We start from the raw sequence: 25,797 nt of genomic DNA on the forward strand, positions 1-25,797 counted from the left end.
TTTATCCAAAATTAGGCATAGGGTGAGATAAAGAATAAAAATTAACTATTTGATTAAACTTGAATTTTTATTAAAGGGTGTCTTTGTAGATGTCTGAAAGGTCTTGGGCTTCTTGAAGATCTGCCTTTGCTTCGGCAACTTTACGCTTATGTTTAGCGATTTTTTCAGGGTCACCTTTTTGAATAGATTCCTGCAATTCAGCTTCGCGCTCAGCAACTTTTTTCTGCTTTTCGGCAATTTTCTCCTGGCTATCGCGATACAGCGAATCAGAGGTACAGTAGCGGTTAACGTTCTCGAGAGCACGCTCTAAGCCATTTACGCGATAGGTATTACCGTGTGCTTTGGCATATTTAAGCTGAGTTTCAATTTTCTGCTTTTTGATTTCACACCCTTGGGATGAATTACCTGCTATTGCAGAATTATTCACTAAAAATAACGCCAAAATGGAAGATATTATAAATACTCGTTTCATTGGTTTTCCCTATTATGGTTTTTAATTTTGCTTAGGATAACTTTTTGGTAAGGAAAGGTCATGTGCAATTTTGTCATGTTTTGTCACTATGACAATCCCATCAAATTTTAGCTATAATGGCGCGAAAGAAATTATTCGGTCTATTTTTCATTCAACAGACCTTCTGTACAGATTCTATTAACAGCATTCACAAATGTGGCTGCTGAATTCCTCAGGAAATAAACGCGACATGTTAAGTTATCGTCATAGCTTTCACGCAGGCAACCATGCGGATGTTCTCAAACATACGGTGCAAAGTCTGATCATTGAATCTCTTAAAGAAAAAGAGAAACCATTTCTGTATCTGGATACCCATTCCGGCGCGGGTCGTTATCAATTAACCAGCGAACATTCAGAAAAAACAGGGGAGTATCTCGAAGGGATTGCACGAGTTTGGGAGCAACCGGACTTACCTGAGGAACTACTGCCTTATATGCAAGTTGTACGCCGTTTAAATGAAAACGGTCGCTTACGTTATTACCCAGGCTCGCCACTATTAGCGAAACATTTACTGCGCGAGCACGATAAACTGATTTTAACCGAGTTACACCCAAGTGATTATCCATTATTGCGTACTGAATTTTCTCGCGATGAGCGTGCAACAGTTGCCCGCGAAGATGGTTATCAGCAGTTAAAATCGAAATTACCTCCGCAAAGCCGCCGTGGTTTTATGCTGATGGATCCACCTTATGAGATGAAATCAGACTACGAAGCGGTCGTAAAAGGCGTTGTCGAAGGCTATAAGCGTTTCGCAACAGGCACTTATGCGATTTGGTATCCGGTAGTTCTGCGCCAGCAAATCAAACGCATGGTGAACCAGCTAGAAGCAACGGGTATCCGTAAAATTCTGCAAATTGAATTAGCGGTGCGCCCTGATAGCGACCAACGCGGCATGACGGCATCCGGTATGATTGTCATTAACCCGCCTTGGAAACTTGAGCAGCAGATGAAAAATGTCCTGCCATGGTTACATAAAACACTGGTACCAGAAGGCACTGGGCATACATTAGTTGAGTGGATTGTACCTGAGTAAATTGTACCGGAATAGCAATAGACTCTGGCTATTGCAGTAACAGGCAATAGCTATCTTAAATGTTTATGTTTACATAGCATAATAAGAGAATATTAACGTATTCGTAATTCAACAAATGGGAACAACCAAGTTATGAGCAAACATTACGACTATATTGCAATTGGCGGCGGTAGCGGCGGTATTGCGTCAATGAACCGTGCGGCAATGTACGGACAAAAGTGTGCCCTGATTGAAGCTAAAGAGTTAGGCGGCACTTGTGTTAACGTCGGTTGTGTACCGAAAAAAGTGATGTGGCATGCAGCGCAAATTTCTGAAGCAATTCGCGCCTATGGTCCAGACTATGGTTTCGATACCACTATCAATGATTTCAACTGGAAGAAATTAATTGAGAGCCGTACTGCATATATCGACCGTATCCACCAATCTTACGATCGCGTACTTGGCAATAACAAAGTCGATGTGATCAAAGGTTTTGCTCGTTTTGTTGATGCACATACCGTTGAAGTGAATGGCGAAATTTACACTGCGGATCATATTTTGATCGCAACGGGTGGTCGCCCGGTGATCCCTGAGATCCCAGGTGCAGAATATGGCATGACTTCTGACGGTTTCTTTGAACTGGAAGCGTTGCCTAAGCGTGTTGCTGTTGTCGGTGCGGGCTACATTGCCGTTGAACTGGCTGGCGTACTGAATGGTTTAGGTAGCGAAGCACACCTGTTTGTGCGTAAACATGCTCCACTGCGTGCGTTTGACCCGCTTATTGTTGAAACGTTAGTGGAAGTGATGAATGCAGAAGGTCCAACGCTGCACACAGAATCCATTCCGAAAGAAGTGGTCAAAAATGCAGACGGTTCACTGACACTGAAATTAGAAAATGGTCACGAGCAAACTGTTGATGCGCTGATTTGGGCAATCGGTCGTGAGCCAATGACGGATAACCTGAATATTGAAGCGGCGGGCGTTGAGTTAAACGCGAAAGGCTATATTAAAGTCGATAAATATCAGAATACTAATGTTGCTGGTGTTTACGCGGTAGGCGATAACACCGGTGCGGTAGAGTTAACGCCAGTAGCGGTTGCTGCGGGTCGCCGTCTGTCTGAGCGTTTATTTAATAACAAGCCTGACGAGCATTTAGATTACACCAACGTACCAACGGTGGTATTCAGCCATCCACCAATTGGCACAGTAGGTTTAACCGAGCCAGAAGCCATTGAAAAATATGGTGCTGATGCAGTGAAATGCTACAAATCTTCATTTACTGCGATGTATACCGCGGTGACTTCTCATCGCCAACCATGCCGCATGAAGCTGGTGTGTGTGGGTAAAGAAGAGAAAATTGTCGGCATCCACGGTATCGGTTTTGGTATGGATGAAATGCTGCAAGGCTTCGCGGTCGCTCTCAAAATGGGCGCAACTAAGAAAGATTTCGACAACACTGTTGCAATCCACCCGACGGCTGCCGAAGAGTTTGTGACAATGCGTTAAGCATCGTTTAACTCTCTTTAGCGAGAAATTAAAAAGGCGCAGGTTAATTCTGCGCCTTTTTGTATTTCACGGTGATGATAGTACGTACTACATCGCTAACAGCGCGGCAATTTCTGGATGTGTTGCTAGGCTATCCATATAGGTTTGCATCGGCGGTGTTGCGGTATATCCGCAATACTTGATTAAAAACATCACAAAGCAGCCGGCATACACATCCACTGCGGTTAATGTTTCACCGCAAATATAGGGCTTGGCACTGGCAAGGCAGACATCTAGTGTTGCTAAAGTGCGTTCAACGCTACCAAAACCTGACGATTTTTGCTGCTCTTCTGTTAATTCCACACCTAAATCAAGGACGGTAAACGCAGATTCAATCGGGCCTGCGGTGAATAAAAACCAGCGGTAATAAGCACCACGCTCAGGGCTATTGAGTGCAGGGGCAAAGCCCTTTTCAATAAATTTATCGGCTAAATAAAGACAAATCGCCGCACATTCCGTGACAACCACATCACCATCAACTAAAGCTGGTACTTTTGCCATCGGATTAATGGCAAGGTATTCCTTGGTGTGCATCTCTGCACCATAAGCTAATTCAATGCGCTTATAGGGAACGTCCATCATTTTTAATAGTAAATCAACGGTATTGCCGCGGGACATTGCATTGGTAAATAGAACTAGCTCGCTCATCGTGTTTTTCCTTAAATGAAGTAGAGCACTGACTATAAGCGAAGGCGGTGTCAGAAATTGTCAGGAGTGACGCACAAGACTTCTTGCTGCCAGCGGGTGAGTAAATAACCTTTCGGGTAGGGAAGTGTGTCGCTTAACACGGTGTAAGATTGCATTCTATCTAAGCGGAAATGGCGATAACTTTGACGCAGCTCGCACCAAGCTGCTAACACTTGGGTGTCTTTCATATAGCCCACTGCAATCGGCCAAATAATCCGTTCACTGGATTGCCCTTTAATATCCACATACGCTATTTTGGCTTTGCGCTCTTCCCGTAAACTCAAGCGCAAATTTTTAGCCACATGCTCGTCAACTTCATTAAGTTGAGTCGTCGGGGCAAATAACGTATTACTGTTTAGGATGATCTGCGCCTCTTTACCCACCACGGCATTGATTTTATTGAGCGTGCGTAGAGCTGAATTTTTGAGTTCTTCATCGGCATTACTTTGTACCCAGCGTAAACCCAATATCAGTGCTTCCAGTTCGTTTTCATCGAACATTAATGGTGGCAATAATAATCCGCTTTTTAACTGATAACCAATGCCCGCTTCCCCGGTAATTTCAGCCCCTTGGTCGCGTAGCGATTCAATATCCCGATAAATGGAACGAACACTCACCTCTAACTGACAGGCGAGGGCATCAGCGGTGACCGGATAGCGATTCTCTTTCAGGATCTGAATCAGCGTGAGTAAGCGTTGGGTGCGAGTCATTCGGCTCTCAGTTAGGATGTTATGCAAAGAATTGCCATCATACTAAAGAAAGCCATCCTTGAATTCCAATCGTGTTTATCATTCTGAATAAAACCTTCACTTCACCTTCATCTAACTGTCATCTTCCAGCCGTAGCCTGCCATGGCAATTTGAACGCGCGTGCAAAAACGACTCAACCGAAAATTCATACAAAAAACAAGAGACATCCACTAGGAGAAGCAAATGATTAAGCGCACATTATTGGCATCCGCTCTGATAGCCTCAACACTTGGCGCTAGCGCCTCAGAATTAATTATTGCCGGACGAGATAGCAGTTACGGTGATGCGATGCAGTTTGTGGTCGATGAATATAAAAAAAATAATCCCAAGTCAGACATCACCTTAGTTAAGCGTCCGAGTAAAGGGTTGTATGAAAGTGTCGTGCTCTCCATGCGCGAAAAAACCGGTAACTATGATGTGATCTTAATGGATGACACGTGGGCACCTGAATTCCTTGCTAACAAGTGGCTATCCCCACTTCCTGATTCACTCCAAGATAAAGACTTTATTCAGTCCACCGTAGATATCGGCCGTCAAGATGGCAAAGGTGCGAGCTATGCATTGCCAATGGTGGGCAACGTGGCGATGTTTGCGTGGAATCAAGACCTGTTCGACCAGTACAAGCTTCAACAACCGAAAACATGGACGGATGTGTTGAACTCAGCGAAAACCATTAGCCAAGATGGCAAAGCCAATGGCGTGGTGTATCGCGGAGTAAAAGGCAACCCGATCGTGACGGGATTTTTGCCAATTTTGTGGGGATATGGTGGCGATGTTGTCGATAGTAACGGAAAACCAACCTTGAATACCCCGCAAGCCAAACAAGCGTTAGAAACCTTCTTAGCCATGAAGCAATATGCACCGAAAGGGGTGGATGTGTTTAACGCGGATGAAGTACGTGATGCATTACAAAAAGGTACCGCAGCGATGGCAATCGAAGTGTGGCCAGCTTGGGTGCCTGATCTTGATAATGCCAAAGTCTCGAATGTGGTTGGCAAAATGGAAATGATGGCACCGCCAGCAGAAACTGGACAGCCCGCACCAATGCTGGGTATTTGGCAGCTTGCCATTCCAGCAGATGCGAAAAATAAAGTGGAAGCGGAACAATTCCTTGCATTTGCGAGCAGCGCCGAAATGCAAAAAGCGTTAGCACTAAACTTCGGTACGCCTCCGACGCGCCATAGCGTGTATGCAGACCCGCAAGTTGTTAGTCAATACCGTTGGTATCCGCAACAAGCTGCTGCATTAGAAGCCGGTAAAGCGCGCCCACGCATTCAAAATTGGGCCGAAGTGGAAAGTATTCTTGGGGACTTTTTACAAATGGCAATGATGGGGCAAATGACCGCGGATCAAGCTTTGGAACAAGCGCAAAAACGCATTGAACGTAGTACCAAAAAATAGCACCCAAAAATAGTGATGTTTTCATGGCGCTAGTTTCTAGCGCCTTTATGGAATGCTGAGTATGTTATTTGAAAACCGTAAACAGTTGTTTTGGTTACTCCTCCCAGCGCTGATTATGCTGGGGTTATTGACGCTGTATCCTATTCTTTCCGTGCTGTATCACGCATTTGGGCAAGTGGATTATATCGATGACTGCTACCACTTTATTGGCTGGTCGAATTTTTCTGAATTGTTCGATGACTTTTTCTTTTTGGCTGCTATTAAAAATACCTTCGTGTTTACCCTCGTGGCATCCATCGCCCAAGTTCTTTTAGGGCTGTGGCTAGCACTGCTGTTTAACCGTCAATTTGCTGGGCGTAAATTTGCATTGCCCATCATTATCTACCCGATGATGCTTTCCACGCTGGTGTGTTCCTCGATTTGGCGCTCTTGGTATAACTACGATTTTGGGTTCTTAAATAGCCTGCTGGTGGCGGTGGGGTTACCCGCCCAAGAGTGGCTATTTAATCCAGATTTAGCCTTATATTCCATCGCGTTAGTGGATACATGGCAATGGACGCCAATGGCATTTCTGATCATCTTGGCGGGCTTGCAGTCCATTCCTAAAGATATTGGCGAAGCGGCCATGGTGGATGGCGCTAAAGGCTGGAAATCCTTTGTCTACATCACGCTTCCGCTGATCAAAAAGCAACTGATGCTGGCGTTTTTATTGCGCTCTATCGACACCTTTAAGTTATTCGACAAAGTGTATGTGATGACGGGGGGCGGCCCCGGAAATTCCACCGAGACATTATCCATGTTTGTCTATAAATACGGTTTTCGCTTCTTTGACTTAGGCATGGCGAGTGCGGCGGCGTTAGTGATGTTGGCGATTTCCTTGCTGATGACATTGATTTATGCCCGCAACGTAATGAAAGGACGCTGATCATGAAAGCCAAAATACATACATTGTTGGTTTGGTTGGCAGTGTTTTTCATGACGCTGCCGATTATTTGGATGTTCGGCACGGCGTTTAAATCCCCGTCTGAAATTATGCAATCGGGGGCGCAATTATTGCCAAGCCAATTGAGCTTATCCGCATTTGAAAAGCTATTTGAAGGGGATTTACTGCGCTTAGTCGGCAACACGGTTTTAGTCTCTGTGGGGGCAACCGCGGTTTCGGTGGTGCTCGCGTTCTTTTGTGCTTACGCCTTAGTGCGTTATCGCTTCCCCGCTAAGCTCGATAACGTGTTTTTGCTCGGTGTATTGATTATCAAAATGATGCCGCCGATTGTGATTGCCATCCCGCTCTATTCCTTGATGAACCAAGTCGGGTTACTGAATACGCGCATTGGGCTGATTTTGTCTTATCAGGTGTATACCTTGCCATTTTGTATCTGGATGCTGCTCGGTTTTATTCGCGATATTCCATTAGAAATTGAAGAGGCCGGGGCGATGGATGGGGCGAACTTACTGCGCCGTTTAGCCTATATCGTATTTCCGCTTTGTGCGCCTGGGTTAGTCGCGACGGCGATTTTCTCCATGATCCTCGGCTGGAATGAGTTTTTATTCTCGCTGTTATTTATTCATACACCCGACAAATTCACCATCCCATTATTTATCTCTAATTTTATGACTGAAGACGGTACCGCGTGGGGAGAAATGATGGCGATAGGGATTGTTTCTTCATTGCCGATGCTGGCACTGGCGGGCTATATGCAGCGCTATTTATTACGTGGCTTCTCGATGGGATTGAAATAATAGGCACTTATCATGAAAAAACTCGAACTGATTAATATTGGTAAAAGCTACGCAGGGCATTGCGTGATCCCACAAGTGGATTTAACTATCGACAATGGCGAATTTGTGGTGTTTGTCGGGCCTTCTGGCTGCGGGAAATCCACATTGTTACGCATGATTGCAGGGCTTGAATCCATCACCGACGGGGAGCTGAAACTCAATGGCCAACCTCTAAATGATGTGCATCCCTCACTGCGACAAGTGGCAATGGTATTCCAATCCTACGCCCTGTATCCCCACATGAGCGTGGAAAAAAATATGGGATTTCCGCTGAAGATGGCGGGAATGAGTGCGCGAGAAATTACCCAAAAAGTACGGGAAACCGCAGAGAATCTACAATTAACCCATTTGCTTGACAGACTACCATCGGCGTTATCTGGTGGGCAGCGTCAACGAGTGGCAATTGGACGCGCGATTGTGCGTGACCCAGAGTTATTTCTGTTTGATGAACCACTGTCTAACCTTGATGCCAAGTTGCGTGGTGAAATGCGCATTTACTTGAAGCAACTTCACCAAAACCTGAAAGCCACCATGATTTATGTGACTCACGACCAAGTTGAAGCGATGACCTTGGCTGACCGCATTGTGGTATTAAATCAAGGATGTATTGAGCAAGTTGGCACGCCTGAAACGCTGTACCAGAAGCCTGCCAATAAATTTGTGGCATCGTTTATTGGGTCACCGGTGATGAATTTTCTCGCAACGAAAATGTTCGATTCAGTCAATATTCTGCTACCTGCAGAGGCTGAGTGTGTGGGCGTTCGCCCTAATCAAGTGGTGGTGGATAACCAAAACCCAGATGCCTTTATGCCAATCACCGTGGTGGAACCTCTTGGGCATTCTCGGCTTTACTATGGCCTATTACAAGATAAGGGTTCATTACAAGGGCAGCATTTTGTGGTGGAGAGTGACCAGATTTATGGTGTGGGGGATAGGTTGCCCATAAGCTTAGCGCGTTCGACGCTGCATTTTTTTGATGGGCAGGAACAACGGATTGAGATGGCTAACACAAGGACAAACCATGCAGCCTAGCTTTCAAATTACGGTAGTGGGAACGGGGGATGCTTATGATAGTGAGCGCATCAATGCCAGCATTCTTGTGGAAGAATCAGATTATCAATTGCTGGTGGATTGTGGCCCAACGGTACCTCAAGCGCTGTTTGGACAAATGCATGTGGAAGAATTGGATGCTATCTATTTGACCCATACCCACCCTGACCACTGTTTGGGGCTAACCTCCTTGCTTAACTGGATGGATTCGTACCGACGAAAGCGTCCACTAACTATCATTGCTCAGCGGGAGCAATGGGTGCTATTAGCGCCGCTTCTTGCCTTTGCCCATTGGCCTAAAGCGCAATTAGGTTTTGAGATCATCCAACAAAATAGTGAAGAAATTCAATTTATTGGTGATTGGAAAGTGGCAACGGCGTTAACGCAACATTCGGTCAGTAACCGTAGTTTGCACCTGACGGCGAATTCGGGGCGCAGTCTGTTTTATTCAGGGGATGGCGAGATTTCATCTCAAGGGGAACAACTGGCACTGCAAAGTGATTGGGTGTTTTTGGAATGTGAAACCCTCGATATTCATCCGAGTCATGGCTCTTGGGCATCGCTACACCAGCGGTTGCAAAAGTTATCTCCAAAATCGAATAGCCAATGGCGGCTTTATCATATTGAACCGCGTTACCGAGATAGCCTGCGTGAACATATTGACGAATATCCGTTTCTTCAGTTGGCTCAGCAGGGGGAATGTTTATCATGATGCAAAATCGCAAAGTGACGGCATCGGATGTGGCGGAAGTGGCAGGTGTTTCTCGTTCGTCGGTATCCCGGGCATTTACTGAAGGCGCGAGTATCCACCCGAAAAAGCAGCAAAAGATTTTAGATGCGGCGAAGCAACTGGGCTATCAACCTAATTTTTTTGCTCGAACACTGAGTACGCCTAATCAGAAAAAACGTTCAAATATCGTGGCGATCCTTGTCAGTGATTTATCGAACCCGTATGAATCCTATTTGTTTGAAGCCTTATCCAGCGCATTACAAGGACACGGAAAACAGCCGATGCTGTTGAATGTGAAACAGGCGGACGACCTTGATGCGGCGATTTTGCAATTATCGGGGTATCAAATTGATGGGGTGGTCGCTGTGGTGGGGTCACTGCCAGCGGAGCATTTTCATCAATGTTTAAAGCTCTCTTTACCGCTAATTACATTGGGGCGCAGTGATGCAGCGGGATTGATCCCTTCAGTACAAACAGATAACCAATTAGCCGGAGAAATGGCGGCAAAATATCTATTAAGTTTAGGCTTAACACGGTTGGGATTTCTGGCAGGGCGTGGAGATGGGCAAGCCTCAAATGAGCGTTATCAAGGCTTTAAACGCTATTTAATGGCAGCGGGCTGTCCCGAGCCAGTGTGCCTATCCACGGGGAGTTATCGTTATCAAGCGGGCTTTGAGGCGGCTTTGCAGCATCAGCAGCAACTTCAATCGCTGGATGGCTTATTTTGTGCCGCGGATTCTTTGGCGTTGGGGGTAATGGATTGTTGCCGGCAAGCGCTGAATATTGCGGTTCCTGCGCAACTCAGACTCGTGGGGTGTGATGATATTCCGATGGCGGGGTGGGAAGGGTATCAGCTCACCACATTGGCGCAGCCTGTGAATCGCATTGCCCAGCAAGTGATTACCTTGCTCGAAGGTATTTGGGCGCAGTCAGAGAATCAACCGAATCTTATTAAGCTTGAACCTGAGCTGATTGTGCGCAAAAGCGCATAAAAAATGCCTCGAAGGAGGCATTTAGAGAGGCAATTTACTGGCTTTTTTGCCACCAGGAAACAATATAATCTGCCACCTGTTCAGGATTATTGATATCCAATTGCGGGACGTCAGTATCGATAATTTCGTCGCTGGCAACCGCCACGACATACTCGTCGATTAAGCCGTTTAGTGGTTTACCTACATCGGATCGAAATAGCGCGATTTTATCGATAGGCTCACTCTTGAATCCTTCCACTAAGATCAGATCTAGCGAAGCAGGATCAAAGCGGCTAGCCAGATAGCTCAGATCCATTTCATTGCATTCAGGGGTTTCGGTCATTAATGCCCAGCGCTGATTGCTGGCGACTAACGTTTGGTCTGCACCTGCTTTGCGTAATTCATAACTGTCTTTGCCCGGCGTATCAATTTCCATATCGTGATGCGTGTGCTTGATTAAGCCCACACGAACATGACGCTGTCTCAGCAAAGGGATAACTTTCTTGAGTAAAGTTGTTTTCCCGGTGCCACTGTAGGCGGTGATCCCGAGTAGAGGTAACGTGTTCTGGTTCATGATTTTTTTTGTTGTAACTCCCAGTTACGGCTATCTTCCGGCGTATTTAAGTTAGCAAATGTGCCGGTTTCAGAGGTAAATATGACGCCTTTTGCATCGATCTCACTCATAAATAGCATCAATTTGCGATCTCCTCTTGCGAGGTAATCATCCAACGGTTTCTGCAGAGACCGATGGAGTAGGGTAAATGTCGGGTGTTCTCGTTCGTTATCACAGGCATAGCAGGCAAGGTGCTTGCCTTTTTCGCGAAACATTTTTTCGGCTAAATCAGTTGGGAATTCGGGAACATCACAAGGGACAAATAGCAGCCAATCGGTGGTGACTTGATGAAGTGCAGCTTGCATCCCTGCTAAGGGGCCCGAAAAATCTGCGGTTAAATCCGTGAAAACGGGCAGCTGGCTTTGTGCATATTCTGCATGGTGGCGATTAGCATTGATCATCAATTGACCGACTTGCGGCTGCAAACGCTCAATAATATAGCGGTATAACGGCTTACCCAATAAAGGAATTAAACCCTTATCTTGGCCACCCATGCGGGTGCCTTTGCCCCCTGCGAGGATCACGCCTGTAATCGACTGACGAAATGACATGTTCAATATCTCTGAAAATCTTAGCGAAAATGTTTTAACGAACTTAAGTAGTTTTTTGAGTATAGTAACAGCTAAAATCTATTCTATTTTCCTATAAAATCAATGAATATTAATACAAGAAACGGTTAAACTTTACTTAGATTGACAACTGTTCCCTTTTTCTCTTGTAGGATTATTGGTAACTTGTATCGAATATTCGTGATAAGGAATAAACATGAAATGCCATCGTTTAAATGAAGTCATCGAACTTCTGCATCCAGTATGGAAGGACAATTCAGATTTAAATTTAGTGCAATTACTGCAAAAACTGGCAGATGAAGCGGGTTTTAAAGGCAGTTTATCTGAACTGACAGACGACGTATTAATTTATCATCTAAAAATGCGTGGCACTGACAGCAATGCGGTGATCCCCGGTATTCAAAAAGATTACGAAGATGATTTTAAAACGGCCATTCTACGTGCTCGTGGCATCATAAAAGATTAAATGAACATGGATTTAACAGAACAATCGAGCTTCCACTTTAGTGGGATCTCCCCTGATTTGATCCTTGATGCGCTGATGGAAGCGGGGATTTACCCAGAATCAGGGCTGACAGAGCTTAACAGCTACGAAAATCGCGTTTTCCAATTTCAGGATGAAAATCGCCAGCGCTATGTGGTGAAATTTTATCGTCCTGAACGCTGGAACCGTTCTCAAATTCAAGAAGAGCATGATTTTACCCTTGAGCTACAAGATGAAGGCTTATCGGTGGCTGCGCCGTTAGAATTTGCTGGGCAAACGGTATTAGAATTTGGCGGGTTTATGTTTGCACTCTTTCCGAGTATCGGAGGGCGCCAATATGAAACGGACAATTTATTCCAGCTTGAGGGTGTCGGCCATTTATTAGGGCGAGTGCATCAAATCGGTAAACAGCGAAACTTTGCATTTCGTCCGACTCTTGGTGTGGAAGAGTATCTCGACCAACCGAGAAATATTATCGCCGCCAGTTCATTAATTACTGAGCGTGATAAAGCACCATTGATAGATTCACTGGATAAGTTGATTGCCCAAGTTAAGGCTCTGTGGCCTGCTCAGCAATCTTTTATTCGCCTACAAGGGGATTGCCATCCCGGCAATATTCTGTGGCGTGATGAAGCGTGGCTGGTGGATTTTGACGATGCACGCAATGGCCCTGCGGTGCAAGATTTATGGATGTTGCTTAATGGTTCGCGCCAAGAGCAAATTATCCAACTGGATACGTTATTAGAAGCGTATAACGAGTTTTGTGATTTTGATGTACGTGAGTTAAAGCTGATTGAACCGCTACGTGCGATGCGAATGGTGCATTATTTAGGATGGATCCTTCGTCGCTGGCAAGATCCCGCTTTCCCGAAAGCATTTTCTTGGATCCAATCTGCTGATTTTTGGCAAAAGCAATCTATCGAGTTTGCACAGCAAACTGAGCGGTTGTTAGATGCTCCTTTGCAATTGAACCCGCAATTTTAATATTTAAGACTGTGTTTTTGGAGAAAGTTTTCTATGAAAAAAATCATGTTGGCTTTGATTGGTATTGCCATGTCTTTTGGTGCTGCTGCAGCAAATTATTCAGAAGGTAAAGAGTACACGGATGTTAAGCCTCCGGTGCAAGACTTACCGCAAGTTTTGGAGTTTTTCTCATTTTACTGCCCACACTGTTATCAGTTTGAAAGCATCTACAAAGTGCCACAAACGGTAGAGAAAAACCTGCCAGAAGGTGTCACTAAAGCGCGTTATCACGTTGATTTCTTAGGCCCTCTAGGCGCTCAAATGACTCAAGCGTGGGCTGTGGCGATGGTGCTGAAAGTTGAAGATAAAGTGACGCCAATTCTGTTTGAAGGAATTCAGAAAACCCAAACTATCAATACCCCTGCGGATATCCGTAATGCGTTTATTAAAGCGGGCGTAACAGGTGAAGAATACGATGCAGCGCTGAATAGCTTTGTCGTGAAATCGTTAGTTGCTAAGCAACAAAATGCTGCACAAGATTTAAAACTGCGTGGCGTGCCAGCGTTATTCGTCGATGGTAAATATCAAATCCGTAATAACGGAATTTCTGTCGATAACGCAGAGGATTATGCTAAAGAATACTCAAAAGTTGTGAACTTCTTAGTCAGTAAAAAATAATCAGTGAAGATAGCGGCAATTTGCCGCTATCTTTTTATTTGCTGATTGTCCGTTATCAATATCCACAATTCGACCATCCCCCCTGATTTGTGATAAATCAAAGCCTCATTAGCTAACTTATTGATTTTATTTTATTGTTTTCTTCTTGCAATTCTCTTACTCATTGAATCCTTTAGATAACTAAATTTTACTCACAAAGTTATCCACAGGAAGTTATCGTGTGAAAAATGGGATAACTCGGCGGGAAATTGAATCTCAAGGTGTATCTGAAGCCACAATGTGGCATCCTATCCCCCATTCATTCCCGATAAAAAAGATGATGACAGATTATGGCTCAGATTGCTGAAAATCCCCTTATTTTGGTAGATGGCTCTTCCTACCTGTACCGTGCTTATCATGCATTCCCTCCATTGACCAACAGCGCTGGTGAACCGACCGGAGCGATGTATGGCGTGTTGAATATGCTGCGTAGCCTAATCATGCAATATACACCGAGTCATGTGGCGGTTGTCTTTGATGCTAAGGGAAAAACGTTCCGTGATGAACTGTTTGAAAGCTACAAATCCCATCGCCCGCCAATGCCGGACGATCTGCGCGCTCAAATCGCACCGTTGCATGAAATGGTGGAAGCCATGGGGCTGCCGTTGCTAGTGGTACCAGGTGTGGAGGCAGATGACGTCATCGGTACGTTGGCGCGTGAAGCCAGCAGTAAAGGGATGCCGGTGTTGATCAGTACGGGCGATAAAGATATGGCGCAGTTGGTGGAGCCGAATATCACCCTGATCAACACGATGACCAACACCATCTTAGGTCCTGAAGAAGTGGAAGCTAAGTACGGGGTTCCACCAAGCTTAATTATCGACTTTTTAGCCTTAATGGGTGACTCATCCGATAACATTCCGGGTGTGCCGGGTGTCGGTGAAAAAACCGCATTAGCGTTATTGCAAGGTATTGGTAGCTTAGACGATATCTATAAAAACTTAGATGCGATTGCTCCACTCGGTTTCCGTGGCTCTAAGACCCTCGCACCAAAAATGGAAGAGAACCGTGAACTCGCACTGTTATCTTACCAATTAGCGACGATTAAAACGGATGTTGAGCTAGAAAAACCGTGTGAAGAACTCAAAGTGACGGAGCTGGATGCGGATAAACTTCATTCGCTGTTTAGCCGTTATGAATTTAAACGCTGGTTGGTCGATGTTGAAAATGGTAGCTGGATGGACGGCAAAGGGGCAAAACCTGCCAAAGCCGCAGAAAGTTACCGTGCACCAGAAAGCCAGCCAGCGGCAAAATCTAAGCCAGCAGTTCCAACGCTGTGTGCTGAAAATTACCAAACCATTCTCGATAAAGAACAGTTAGACAGCTGGGTGAAAAAACTCAGCGAAGCGACGCTGTTTGCCTTTGATACAGAAACCGACAGCCTGGATACCCAAGAAGCTCGCTTAGTCGGGATGTCTTTTGCCATCGAAGCGGGTCATGCTGCGTATTTACCTGTTGGACATGACTATCTTGATGCGCCAGACCAGTTGCCTTTAAAAGACGTTTTGGCAGCCATGAAGCCTATCTTAGAAAATGAGAAAATCGGCAAAATCGGTCAGAACCTAAAATACGATGCGGAAGTGTTATTAAATTACGATATTTCGCTAAAAGGCATCGCGTTCGACACTATGCTGGAATCTTATGTGTTGAACAGTGTGGCTGGCATGGGGCGTCATGATATGGACAGCCTGGCAGATCGCCATCTCAACCATAAGACCGTGAGTTTTGAAGAGATAGCGGGTAAAGGCAAAAAGCAGTTAACCTTTAACCAAATTCCATTGGAACAAGCGGCAAATTATGCGGCGGAAGATGCGGATGTGACATTGCTACTGCATCAAGCGCTGTATCCGCAACTGGAAGCCGAGCCAAAATTAGCTCACGTTTTCCAAAATATCGAAATGCCGTTGGTGCCAGTGTTGGTGCGTATGGAGCGTAAAGGTGTTCTGATTGACGCAGCGGCATTAGGGGCGCAGTCTCAGGTGATCACCGCGCGTTTAGCAGAGCTGGAAAAACAGGCGTTCGAGTTAGCGGGTGAAGAGTTTAACTTAGCATCTCCGAAGCAGTTGCAGACGATTTTATTCGAAAAGCTACAATTGCCAGTTATCAAGAAAACGCCAAGTGGCGCGGCTTCAACCAACGAAGAAGTATTGGAAGAGCTGGCATTAAACCATGCATTACCAAAATTACTGTTAGAGCATCGTAGCTTAGCGAAGCTGAAATCCACTTATACGGATAAGCTGCCACTGATGATTAATCCAAAAACTCATCGTGTGCATACCTCTTATCACCAAGCAGTAACGGCGACGGGGCGTTTGTCTTCCCGTGACCCGAACTTGCAAAATATTCCGGTGCGTACCGAAGAAGGTCGCCGTATTCGCCAAGCGTTTGTGGCGCGTGATGGCTACAAAGTGATGGCGGCGGACTATTCGCAAATTGAATTGCGTATTATGGCGCATCTTTCTCAAGATAAAGGCTTATTGACGGCGTTTGCGGAAGGGAAAGATATCCATAGAGCCACCGCAGCCGAAGTGTTTGGGGTTCCATTAGAGGAAGTCACCAGCGACCAACGCCGTAGTGCAAAAGCGATTAACTTCGGTTTGATTTATGGCATGAGTGCATTTGGTTTGGCTCGCCAGTTAGGGATCCCACGCGGGGAAGCGCAGCGTTATATGGATCTCTACTTTGAGCGTTATCCAGGTGTGTTGCGTTATATGGAAAATACTCGTCTGCAAGCGTCTGAACAAGGTTATGTTGAGACATTAGAAGGCCGCAGATTGTATCTTGCGGATATTAAATCTAGCAATGGTATGCGCCGTAAAGCGGCAGAACGCGAAGCGATCAATGCCCCAATGCAAGGCACTGCTGCCGACATCATCAAAAAAGCGATGATAGCGGTAGATAGCTGGCTCGAAACTGAAAAACCAGATGCGGATATGCTGATGCAGGTGCACGATGAACTGGTATTTGAAGTCAAAGAGTCCGAGTTAGAGAAGGTGAAAGCGAAGGTTCAGGCGCTGATGGAGCAGAGTATGGTGCTGGATGTTCCCCTAAAGGTAGAAGTGGGTGTCGGTTCTAACTGGGACGAAGCGCACTAATACTCGTCATATTTCACGCTGTGGCGGCGTTGGTTTCACTCAGCCACTTGGGTCACATACTTATGTATGCTCCCCAAGCTGTCTTCGCTCACCGCCTTGCCACAACATGAACTATTTAGAGTATTGGTTGGGTAAGAGATAAAGAGAAAAAACTCTTAGTAAAACCTAAAAGAAAAAGATAAGAGCAAAAGCTAAGTAAAAGATAATGTAAGGCACCCCAGAGATTGGCGACAATGTTTGGGGTGTTTTTTTATGTTTAGAATATTTTTTATAGTGGTATTTACGCAGCTAATTGGAAGCGTTTTATTCCCTTTAAATTGCACATAATTCATGGGTAAAACACTGAATTTTAAATATATCGTTGGGCTGGATAAGGTTGTTATTATGCGACTTAGATCTCATAAATATGTAGTAAAAATACGTTTTTAACGAATTATCAGGCAATTTAAAGGGCTGAATCGTAGTAAGCTTTGAAAAAAAACTACAAAAAGCCTTTTTTTCGAGCGGAAAATAAAGTACATTATCAGACGTAGGGTACAGAGGTAAGATGTTCTATCTTTCAGACCTTTTACTTCACGTAATCGGATTTAGCTGAATATTAGCTGCTCCAGTCAAGTTTTTGACTGGAGCATTTTTTTTGCATAAATTCTGATGCGCTAACGGCATAGACCGTTGTACGCCGCGATTGGCGTACAAGGAATGAAAAGATTATTCTGCGGCGTTACTGTACCAACTGTCGAGTTTGATACGTAATTTATCGATACCCATTTTTTTCAGTGCAGAGAAATATTCCACTTCAATATCGCCTTCCGCTGATAACGGCGCTAATGCTTGGCGAACTTCCATTAACTGTTTCTTTCTTGCGCCTGAAGCGAGCTTATCCGCTTTGGTCAGTAGAACAAGTACAGGAATGCTCATGGCGACTGACCATTCGATCATCTGCATATCGAGGTCTTTTAATGGATGACGGATATCCATCAAAATCACTAACCCTTTGATACATTCTCTTTTCTGTAAATATTCACCGAGAGCTTGCTGCCATTTGCGCTTCATCTCTTCAGGTACTTCGGCATAACCGTAGCCCGGAAGGTCAACTAGGCGAATGCCCTCTTCAACTTCAAATAGGTTGATAAGCTGAGTTCTTCCCGGTGTTTTACTGGTTCGCGCTAAGCTTTTTTGCTGTGTTAATGCATTTAATGCACTGGATTTGCCCGCGTTAGATCGGCCAGCAAACGCCACCTCAATGCCCGTATCTTTTGGTAGATGACGGATATCGGGGGCACTGATGACAAATTTTGTCATGTGGTAGTTGTGGTTTTTAATTGCCATTGGTGGTTCTCCCTGAGTAGCCTCAAAAGGCTGGGGGATTATAGCGACTGAATAGCATACAAACAACAAAAGGGGGATATTTGGTGTGATATCTATTTGAGAATGACATTATGCGAAGGCTTTTTCATTAAGTTGCTCTACAATTAATTTAATTCAGCGAAATTTAACTATTTGGCGTAAATATAGGTAAATCTTTAGCAATTACCCCCGCTTCGCTCTAGAATTGGGCATTAATATGTTTTTGGGTATTAACAAAAGGGATCTTGAATGTTGAAACGAATTTTTGTGCCATTATTGGCAATCTGTGCAATGAGCACAACTTCTCTTGCATTAGCCGCGGGTGAAACTTACGTTAAATTAGTCACCTCTGCAGGTAATATTGAATTAGAACTCAATAGTAAAAAAGCCCCTGTTAGTACTGAAAACTTCCTGCAATATGTTAATGATGGCTATTACAACGGAACAACCTTCCATCGTGTTATTCCTGGATTCATGATCCAAGGCGGCGGCTTTAATAAAGAATTGCAGCAAAAACAAACCCGAGCACCAATCGCTAACGAAGCTGATAATGGTTTACGTAATTTACGTGGCACTATTTCAATGGCTCGTAGCGCAAATAAAGACAGTGCAACCAGCCAATTCTTTATTAATGTTGCTGATAATGCGTTTTTAGATCACGGCCAACGTGATTTCGGCTATGCCGTATTTGGTAAAGTCGTTAAAGGAATGGATGTTGCAGACAAAATTTCTAAAGTGAAAACAGAGAACGTCGGTCCATATCAAAATGTTCCTGTTGAACCTATTACGATTATTTCTGCGGAAGTGATTAAAAAGCCTTAATACTGTTTGCTGTAATATCGTCTAATAGAGAGGGTGATTCTTGTTAATCATCCTCTTATCATAAAGCCTTTCTTTGCATTTTTTCTTAAATTATTTCCATTATAGGTCATCCCAACTCACTTCTATTTCATCATCACTCATGCGTTTGATTGTTTTTTATTAGTATGATTGTTTCTATTTTACTCCATTGTATTTAAAGTATTTATTATCAAATTTTGAATGTTGTTATATTCTTGTGAATATAATCCCATGATTTTTATATGGAAATTTTGTACTGAAAGTGGGTTACTTGACGTAAATAGGCTATTTTCCTGTTTTGGCTGTGCTATGATAGCCGCCCTTTGTGATAATTTATGGTTTTTGGGACGCGTTCTAATTGCCAACCACCACGAATTATGCATAAACAAAAAACTTATAATGATAAAAATCAGTCGGATAGGCTACTATGCTTTTACTTATTGATAATTACGATTCATTTACATACAACTTATACCAATATTTCTGCGAACTAGGGGCGGAAGTGCTGGTGAAACGTAATGACGAAATTACCATTGAAGAAATTGAACAACTGGCTCCAACCCATTTGGTCATTTCACCGGGTCCTTGCACGCCTGATGAGGCGGGAATTTCGTTGGAAGCGATAAAATATTTCGCCGGAAAATTACCTATTTTGGGTATCTGCCTAGGGCATCAAGCTATCGGGCAAGCATTTGGCGCGTCTGTTGTAAAAGCGCGTGAAGTGATGCACGGAAAAACATCATCTATCCATCATAACCATCAAGGGGTATTTAAAGGGCTTAATCGACCTTTAACCGTGACTCGCTATCACTCTTTGGTGATTGCAGCAGAAACGCTACCCGCCTCTTTTGATGTCTCCGCGTGGTCACTGAATAATGGGGATATCGATGAAATTATGGGGATCCGCCATAAAACCCTGCCCATTGAAGGGGTCCAGTTCCACCCTGAAAGTATTCTCAGCGAACAAGGTCATGAGCTGTTGAGTAATTTTCTCAAGTATTAGTGGTTGATTTTCGCGAATAGCAAAATTAATTATGCATATTTTACCCTTCCCTATTGCTCTTTATTGATTTTTTATTCATATTTGATGCTTATATTTTCACTTAAGCATTCGATAAAGAGCAGGTGAGGGGTATGTCAGAACAACACGCAGTCAATCGGCAGACTTTTGATCAGGTCATGTTACCTATTTTTTCGCCAGCTGAATTTATTCCAGTTAAAGGCGAAGGCAGCCGCGTTTGGGATCAGCAAGGTAAAGAATATATTGATTTCGCAGGCGGGATCGCGGTTTTAGCGCTAGGTCATTGCCATCCAAGCCTCGTTGCGGCTGTACGTGAACAAAGCGAAAAACTTTGGCATGTGAGCAATGTTTTTACCAATGAACAGGCGTTAACACTGGCCCAAAAATTAACGAAAGCAACGTTTGCGGATCGTGCATTCTTTGTGAACTCAGGGTCTGAAGCGAATGAAGCCGCATTCAAGCTAGCGCGTCGTTATGCCATCACCAAATATAGCCCGTATAAAACGAAGATCATTGCATTCAAGCAAGCATTCCACGGCAGAACATTATTTACTGTCTCAGTTGGCGGACAAGCGAAATATGCCGATGGATTCGGTCCAAAACCTGCGGATATTATTCATGTGCCTTTTAATGACCTTGATGCCGTTAAAGCCGTGATCGATGAAAATACCTGTGCAGTGGTTTTGGAGCCAGTTCAAGGGGAAGGCGGGGTAACCCCAGCAACATCAGAATTTCTGCAAGGAGTTCGTAAACTTTGCGATGAAAATAATGTATTACTTATTTTTGATGAAGTGCAAAGTGGAATGGGGCGTACGGGGAAATTGTTCTCTTATATGCACTACGATGTCACTCCCGATATTTTAACCACTGCAAAAGCGCTCGGAGGCGGTTTCCCTATCAGTGCGATGATCACAACTGCTGAAATTGCGAAAACGATGGAGGTAGGATCTCACGGAACCACCTACGGGGGCAATCCATTGGCATGTGCGGTAGGCAATGCTGCTTTCGATATTATCAATACCGATGAAGTCCTTGATGGTGTTGCTAAACGTCGTGAGTTATTTGTCGCTCATTTAAACAAGCTCAATGACCAATATGGAATTTTCGCTGAAATTCGCGGAATGGGCTTATTAATCGGTGCAGAGCTGAATGGCAAATTACTGAATCGCTCAAAAGATATTCTACAAGCTTGTGCTGCAGAAGGGCTGATGATGCTTAATGCGGGCACGAATGTATTGCGCTTTACTCCATCGCTGATTATTTCTGAAAATGAAATTAATAGCGGGATGGCGAAATTGGAAACTGCAATTAGCAAACTGCTGGCTTAATTGTCTTTTTATAGTGACAGAGGCAAATTTGCCTCTGTCACTGAACTATTATTCAAGTTGTTACTTGTTATTAAGCTTAGCTAATTTTGTTTTAATCTGCGCAGAATGTACTTCTTCTTTGGATATTTGCTCGCTTAGACTATTTAGACTATGAAGGGTTTCTTGCGTTTTTTTCAACAGCGCATCTAATTTTCTAGTATCGGGTTTTCCTTGATTTGATGCTATTTCTGGTGAGTTTCCATTTAGTGGAAACTGATATTTTTTACTATTATGTTTAGCTCTTAGCATTGATGTTTTAGTTTGGTATATTTCCCCATTAAATTGATATGTTCTCACGGTTGGTTTTACTTTTATATTTCTTCTAGGTAATACTTTATCATTTTTATTATGCGAGGCATGGTTCGAGCTATTATCTTTCAGTTTAGTGGAGTCTGTTTCTATTTTTTTCTGTGCTTTTGTGTTTTCTGATAAATATCCAGAGTCACTAGAATTATTTGAATAATGGCTTGATGAGTTAGAATTTAAGCTTTCATTGCTAGAATATAGCTGATTTTCTATCTTGTTCAGTGAATCCATATTTTCTAAGTGTCGATTTATTGACTTCATGTCAGTCTCATCGACAAGTAATTTATCGAGCTGACGAGTTGATGGAATTGCTAAGCTAACAAGACGGTCGGTGATTCTTTTTTGTAAACTATCTTGAATATGATTGGTATCATCATTCCACTCTAACTCCTCATTGAACTCAAATTCGGTATCACTGCTCTTTGCTTTATTCTCATCTTTTATTTTCGAAATAGAAGCTTTCTGTATCATACTTGATTCAGCTTCTTTTCTTATTCTCTCTTCACCTGCTTTTATTTCATTCTCTTTGTCTGTCTCTATTTTTTTTAGCTGTTCAGCTAATTTAGCTTGTGATGATTTTAGAGTACTAAGGTTGTTCTCAATCTTCTGAGTCGATGCAGTGTTCTGATAAGTGATTACTTCACTTAATCTTGTTTTTTCATGTTTTATTGGGATCTCAATTCCCTTTTTAAAAGTAACACAAAACTTTTCATTCTTATTTTTATTAAATATACTTTTTAAATAACGAATACCTTTTTCATGAGTCGATTTTATTTCTAAAATCAAATTTGAGAATCGGTTTGATGAACGTTTTAAATTAAATTCTTTAAAAACGTTAGTTTCTGTAGCACTTGTTTTATCAATTAGCATTAGTTCAGTATCCTGTTTTTCATTAATAATTGGCTCATTTTTTATTGAGACGGAATGGTTGAAAATACGTGGGGATTTAAGAATTAAAAAATGACCATTAGCTTCAATAGCCTCATGGTATTTATAGGGAAGTGTTATTTTCTCTACTGGAGGCGAGTATTTAATTAGATTAATTTCTTTTTGTTCACTTGGCTCAAAATGACAAGTCAATACGGCGAAGTGCTTTTTTTGATAATGTAAATTGGATAGGTGATTATTATCGGGTATGCATGAACCAATATTAATGGTTTTTTTTATTTGATTAGATAATGATGAAGTGGTTATGGTTTTATTATCATTGATATTAATGATACTTTCGCTTCTTGGATTGATATTTTTAATCATCGTGTTGTCAACTCTTAATAATGGTTTAGTTACCACTATATTAGTTTGACAATTAACTATAATTATATAAAGAAACGATACTCATCAATGAGAGTATATAGATGAGAGGGGGAAATAAAGGATCCTAAGTAAGAAAAATAGCTTTGTACGTAAAGTATAAAGCTATTTCAATATCGAAGCCTCACCAAGAAGGGTGAGGCTGAAAGGTGAATCAGCGAGTGCCGTAAACAACAATCGTTTTGCCGTGTGCGGAGATTAAGTTTTGATCTTCCAGCATCTTTAAAATACGACCGACAGTTTCGCGAGAACAACCTACGATTTGACCGATTTCCTGACGAGTAATTTTGATTTGCATACCGTCTGGGTGAGTCATTGCATCAGGTTGTTTAGCTAAATTCAATAATGTTTGAGCAATACGACCAGTAACATCTAAGAATGCAAGGTTACCCACTTTTTCGGACGTGGTTTGCAAACGACTTGCCATTTGCGCGGAAAGGCGCATCAGGATATCTGGATTGACTTGAATCAGCTGACGGAATTTTTTGTAAGAAATTTCCGCGACTTCGCAAGCAACTTTCGCGCGAACCCACGCAGTACGTTCTTGCCCTTCTTCAAATAACCCAAGTTCGCCAATGAAATCTCCCTGATTTAAATAAGAGAGAATCATTTCCTTGCCTTCTTCATCTTTGATTAAAACAGCCACTGAGCCTTTAACAATGTAGTAAAGGGTTTCTGCTTTTTCACCCTGATGGATCAGAGTGCTCTTGGATGGATACTTATGAATATGGCAGTGTGACAAAAACCATTCAAGAGTAGGGTCTGTTTGTGGCTTGCCGAGAACCATTAGCGTTATCCTCTGTATGTTATTGCAACCTTTCGAAAAGTAGGGAAAGGCTGACTTTAAAGTGTCAAGCTTAGCATATTAAGTCACATTGATGCCTATTATTAATATCGCCCTAGGCCAATGCAAATTAATATCAATTGTATAATATAATCAATTAAATCGTTGAGTATTGATCTTAATCCTATCAACTAACCATTGTTTGTATCATATCCAATAGCGAAAGTCTCCCCTGTATCGCTTCAGCCTAATAATGCTGATATAACATTGTCTAGATATATGGAACAATGTGGCGATAAATACCACTATTTTTCAAGAGGAATAAAAATGGAAGCACGCGTCAAGTGGGTTGAAGGGCTCTCTTTTTTAGGTGAGTCGGCATCGGGTCATCAAGTTATGATGGATGGCAATGCTGGAGATAAAGCACCGAGTCCGATGGAAATGGTTCTAATGGCAGCAGGCGGATGCAGTGCGATTGATGTGGTTTCTATTCTGCAAAAAGGTCGTCAGGATATTGTTGATTGTGAAGTAAAATTAACTTCGCAGCGTCGTGAAGAAGCTCCGCGCTATTTTACGGACATCAACCTGCACTTTATTGTGACGGGACGTGAATTAACGGACAAAGTGGTGGAGCGTGCGGTTCAACTTTCTGCAGAAAAATATTGTTCCGTTGCTATCATGTTAGAGAAAACGGTTAACGTGACTCATAGCTTCGAAATTAAAACGCTGTAATTGTTTTCTTGCTATTAAGATGCTTATCGATAATTAAGATAAGCATCTTGTTATTTATCTCTTTAATGAGAATCTCAAACTACCCATTTCGCTGTTTCATTAATTTTTCCACTAATGGCATCATAATAAGTTCCATCGCGAGTCCTAATTTCCCACCGGGTACCACAATGGTATTCATCGCTGAAATAAACGAGCCATTTAACATGGATAATAAATAAGGGAAATCGATCTGCTCTAATCCTCTAAAGCGAATAACAATAAAACTTTCGTCCTGTGAAGGTATTGCTTTGGCAGAGAAAGGGTTAGAGGTGTCAACGGTAGGAACTCGTTGGAAGTTAATATGGGTACGAGAAAACTGCGGCGTAATATAGTTAATATAATCCCCCATCGAACGTACAACGGAATCCATCACCGCTTCACGGGAATGTCCTCGCTCGGTGGTATCGCGGATGAGTTTCTGAATCCATTCAAGGTTAACAATTGGCACTACACCCACAAGCAAATCAACATGTTGTGCAACATCGTGCTCTGGGGTAACTACTCCGCCATGTAATCCTTCATAAAACAGCACATCGGTATTGGCTGGTAGCGATTCCCACGGGGTAAACGTGCCAGGTTGCAGGCCATAGGGCACTGCTTCATCGTAAGTATGTAAATATTTTCGAGATTGGCCGTTGCCAGTTTTAGCATAGTCAATTAGCGTCTGTTCTAGTAGAGAAAAATCGTTGGCCTCAGGGCCGAAATAACTGATATGGCGCCCTTGCTCGCGGGCTTTACGAATGGCCATATCCATTTCAGGGCGGGTATAACGATGAAAACTATCTCCCTCAAGGGTGGCAGGACGGATATTTAATTGATGGAAAATTTTACGAAAAGCTTGGCTCGTTGAGGTTGTTCCTGCGCCACTCGAACCCGTCACTGCAATAATCGGATGCTTCTTCGACATAGTGGACTCCCTGTTTTACGCCATGACCACTATTTTTGAGAAACAGCGCTACGGGCGAAACTGGTTATTAGGCATGAAATTTACCGACTCGTGTAACTCAGACCAGACTAGCACAATTTCGCCAGAAACTAACTGCCGTTTCACATCATTCACTTTGTCCTGCAAGCTTTTTTCGTGAACGCCGTAATCGGTTCCTTCGCGTAAAACATAACTCTCGATAAGGTTTTCGAGCGTTTCAGGAGCGAGGTCTTTCCACGGAATAATCAT

The 25,797-nt window shown here is 43.2% G+C and carries 21 protein-coding genes and 5 pseudogenes; 16 read left to right on the plus strand and 10 right to left on the minus strand.

From position 1 onward, the window contains the following. Window positions 1-70: 70 nt before the first annotated feature. Window positions 71-472 (minus strand): DUF1090 domain-containing protein, encoded by a 402-nt coding sequence (locus GKR74_RS01975; RefSeq protein WP_154602302.1) that lies wholly within the window; start codon window positions 470-472, stop codon window positions 71-73. 229 nt (window positions 473-701) lie between these two features. Between GKR74_RS01975 and GKR74_RS01980 the strand changes: the two genes are divergently transcribed. Continuing rightward, window positions 702-1,544, plus strand: coding sequence for a 23S rRNA (adenine(2030)-N(6))-methyltransferase RlmJ (locus GKR74_RS01980; RefSeq protein WP_154602303.1), 843 nt, complete (start codon window positions 702-704; stop codon window positions 1,542-1,544). 132 nt (window positions 1,545-1,676) lie between these two features. Beyond that, window positions 1,677-3,029 carry a glutathione-disulfide reductase gene (gene gorA, locus GKR74_RS01985; RefSeq protein ID WP_154602304.1) on the plus strand — a complete coding sequence of 451 codons (1,353 nt, stop codon included), beginning with the start codon at window positions 1,677-1,679 and terminating at the stop codon, window positions 3,027-3,029. An 87-nt stretch (window positions 3,030-3,116) separates the two neighbouring features. On the opposite strand, the gene GKR74_RS01990 is transcribed toward gorA, so the two are convergent. Next, entirely contained in the window at window positions 3,117-3,716 is a 600-nt protein-coding gene (locus GKR74_RS01990) for a glutathione S-transferase family protein (protein ID WP_154602305.1), read from the minus strand. Between the two features lie 32 nt (window positions 3,717-3,748). Then, window positions 3,749-4,465, minus strand: a pseudogene (locus GKR74_RS01995) (helix-turn-helix transcriptional regulator). Between the two features lie 222 nt (window positions 4,466-4,687). Here GKR74_RS01995 and GKR74_RS02000 point away from each other — a divergent pair. The 6 genes and pseudogenes from GKR74_RS02000 (at window position 4,688) to GKR74_RS02025 (ending at window position 10,456) form a co-directional block, all read left to right on the plus strand. Then, window positions 4,688-5,905 carry an ABC transporter substrate-binding protein gene (locus tag GKR74_RS02000; protein ID WP_154602307.1) on the plus strand — a complete coding sequence of 406 codons (1,218 nt, stop codon included), beginning with the start codon at window positions 4,688-4,690 and terminating at the stop codon, window positions 5,903-5,905. A 61-nt stretch (window positions 5,906-5,966) separates the two neighbouring features. Next, window positions 5,967-6,827: pseudogene (locus GKR74_RS02005) on the plus strand (carbohydrate ABC transporter permease); the annotation flags it as partial. A 5-nt stretch (window positions 6,828-6,832) separates the two neighbouring features. After that, complete coding sequence (locus GKR74_RS02010) at window positions 6,833-7,645, plus strand: carbohydrate ABC transporter permease (RefSeq protein WP_154602309.1); 813 nt, start codon at window positions 6,833-6,835, stop codon at window positions 7,643-7,645. A 12-nt stretch (window positions 7,646-7,657) separates the two neighbouring features. Continuing rightward, a complete protein-coding gene (locus GKR74_RS02015) occupies window positions 7,658-8,716 on the plus strand; it encodes an ABC transporter ATP-binding protein (RefSeq protein ID WP_154602310.1) in 1,059 nt (352 codons plus the stop codon). After that, window positions 8,706-9,569: pseudogene (locus GKR74_RS02020) on the plus strand (ribonuclease Z). Before GKR74_RS02015 ends, GKR74_RS02020 begins: the two are co-directional and overlap by 11 nt. Further along, entirely contained in the window at window positions 9,476-10,456 is a 981-nt protein-coding gene (locus GKR74_RS02025; RefSeq protein WP_336431286.1) for a LacI family DNA-binding transcriptional regulator, read from the plus strand. Before GKR74_RS02020 ends, GKR74_RS02025 begins: the two are co-directional and overlap by 94 nt. A 34-nt stretch (window positions 10,457-10,490) precedes the next feature. Here GKR74_RS02025 and mobB read toward each other — a convergent pair whose 3' ends face one another. Both mobB and mobA read right to left on the minus strand, forming a co-directional pair. Continuing rightward, a complete protein-coding gene (mobB, locus tag GKR74_RS02030) occupies window positions 10,491-11,009 on the minus strand; it encodes a molybdopterin-guanine dinucleotide biosynthesis protein MobB (protein ID WP_154602313.1) in 519 nt (172 codons plus the stop codon). Window positions 11,010-11,014: 5 nt separating this feature from the next. Continuing rightward, window positions 11,015-11,599: pseudogene (gene mobA / locus GKR74_RS02035) on the minus strand (molybdenum cofactor guanylyltransferase MobA); the annotation flags it as partial. Between the two features lie 214 nt (window positions 11,600-11,813). On the opposite strand from mobA, the gene GKR74_RS02040 reads away from it, so the two are divergent. The 4 genes from GKR74_RS02040 to polA all read left to right on the plus strand — a co-directional run bounded on the left by GKR74_RS02040 (window position 11,814) and on the right by polA (window position 16,876). Further along, window positions 11,814-12,083 carry a YihD family protein gene (locus tag GKR74_RS02040; protein WP_006659561.1) on the plus strand — a complete coding sequence of 90 codons (270 nt, stop codon included), beginning with the start codon at window positions 11,814-11,816 and terminating at the stop codon, window positions 12,081-12,083. Then, complete coding sequence (locus GKR74_RS02045) at window positions 12,084-13,085, plus strand: serine/threonine protein kinase (RefSeq protein ID WP_418055364.1); 1,002 nt, start codon at window positions 12,084-12,086, stop codon at window positions 13,083-13,085. A gap of 33 nt (window positions 13,086-13,118) precedes the next feature. Continuing rightward, entirely contained in the window at window positions 13,119-13,742 is a 624-nt protein-coding gene (dsbA, locus tag GKR74_RS02050; protein ID WP_036948659.1) for a thiol:disulfide interchange protein DsbA, read from the plus strand. A 329-nt stretch (window positions 13,743-14,071) separates the two neighbouring features. Next, the gene (gene polA, locus GKR74_RS02055; protein WP_154602316.1) at window positions 14,072-16,876 is read left to right on the plus strand and encodes a DNA polymerase I; all 2,805 of its coding nucleotides are present in this window, start codon (window positions 14,072-14,074) and stop codon (window positions 16,874-16,876) included. Between the two features lie 708 nt (window positions 16,877-17,584). Here polA and yihA read toward each other — a convergent pair. After that, window positions 17,585-18,205 carry a ribosome biogenesis GTP-binding protein YihA/YsxC gene (yihA, locus tag GKR74_RS02060; RefSeq protein WP_132496945.1) on the minus strand — a complete coding sequence of 207 codons (621 nt, stop codon included), beginning with the start codon at window positions 18,203-18,205 and terminating at the stop codon, window positions 17,585-17,587. A gap of 267 nt (window positions 18,206-18,472) precedes the next feature. Between yihA and ppiA the strand changes: the two genes are divergently transcribed. The 3 genes from ppiA to GKR74_RS02075 all read left to right on the plus strand — a co-directional run bounded on the left by ppiA (window position 18,473) and on the right by GKR74_RS02075 (window position 21,412). Next, window positions 18,473-19,045 (plus strand): peptidylprolyl isomerase A, encoded by a 573-nt coding sequence (ppiA, locus tag GKR74_RS02065; protein ID WP_154602317.1) that lies wholly within the window; start codon window positions 18,473-18,475, stop codon window positions 19,043-19,045. Window positions 19,046-19,490: 445 nt separating this feature from the next. After that, window positions 19,491-20,066 carry an aminodeoxychorismate synthase component II gene (locus GKR74_RS02070; RefSeq protein WP_154602318.1) on the plus strand — a complete coding sequence of 192 codons (576 nt, stop codon included), beginning with the start codon at window positions 19,491-19,493 and terminating at the stop codon, window positions 20,064-20,066. 131 nt (window positions 20,067-20,197) lie between these two features. After that, window positions 20,198-21,412, plus strand: a complete 1,215-nt coding sequence (locus GKR74_RS02075) for an aspartate aminotransferase family protein (RefSeq protein WP_154602319.1) — start codon at window positions 20,198-20,200, stop codon at window positions 21,410-21,412. Between the two features lie 60 nt (window positions 21,413-21,472). On the opposite strand, the gene GKR74_RS02080 is transcribed toward GKR74_RS02075, so the two are convergent. Both GKR74_RS02080 and crp read right to left on the minus strand, forming a co-directional pair. Next, on the minus strand, window positions 21,473-23,011 hold the full coding sequence (locus tag GKR74_RS02080; RefSeq protein WP_154602320.1) for a hypothetical protein: 1,539 nt from the start codon (window positions 23,009-23,011) through the stop codon (window positions 21,473-21,475). Window positions 23,012-23,225: 214 nt separating this feature from the next. Then, window positions 23,226-23,855: pseudogene (crp, locus tag GKR74_RS02085) on the minus strand (cAMP-activated global transcriptional regulator CRP); the annotation flags it as partial. 324 nt (window positions 23,856-24,179) lie between these two features. Between crp and GKR74_RS02090 the strand changes: the two are divergent. Beyond that, window positions 24,180-24,584: an OsmC family protein gene (locus GKR74_RS02090; RefSeq protein ID WP_154602321.1), complete on the plus strand. Its 405-nt coding sequence runs from the start codon at window positions 24,180-24,182 to the stop codon at window positions 24,582-24,584. Window positions 24,585-24,663: 79 nt separating this feature from the next. Here GKR74_RS02090 and GKR74_RS02095 read toward each other — a convergent pair whose 3' ends face one another. Next, window positions 24,664-25,530 (minus strand): phosphoribulokinase, encoded by an 867-nt coding sequence (locus tag GKR74_RS02095; protein WP_154602322.1) that lies wholly within the window; start codon window positions 25,528-25,530, stop codon window positions 24,664-24,666. A gap of 48 nt (window positions 25,531-25,578) precedes the next feature. Then, the gene (locus GKR74_RS02100; RefSeq protein ID WP_108478754.1) at window positions 25,579-25,797 is read right to left on the minus strand and encodes a YheU family protein; all 219 of its coding nucleotides are present in this window, start codon (window positions 25,795-25,797) and stop codon (window positions 25,579-25,581) included.

Source organism: Providencia sp. wls1914 (genome assembly GCF_009706645.1).
GTDB lineage: Bacteria > Pseudomonadota > Gammaproteobacteria > Enterobacterales > Enterobacteriaceae > Providencia > Providencia zhijiangensis.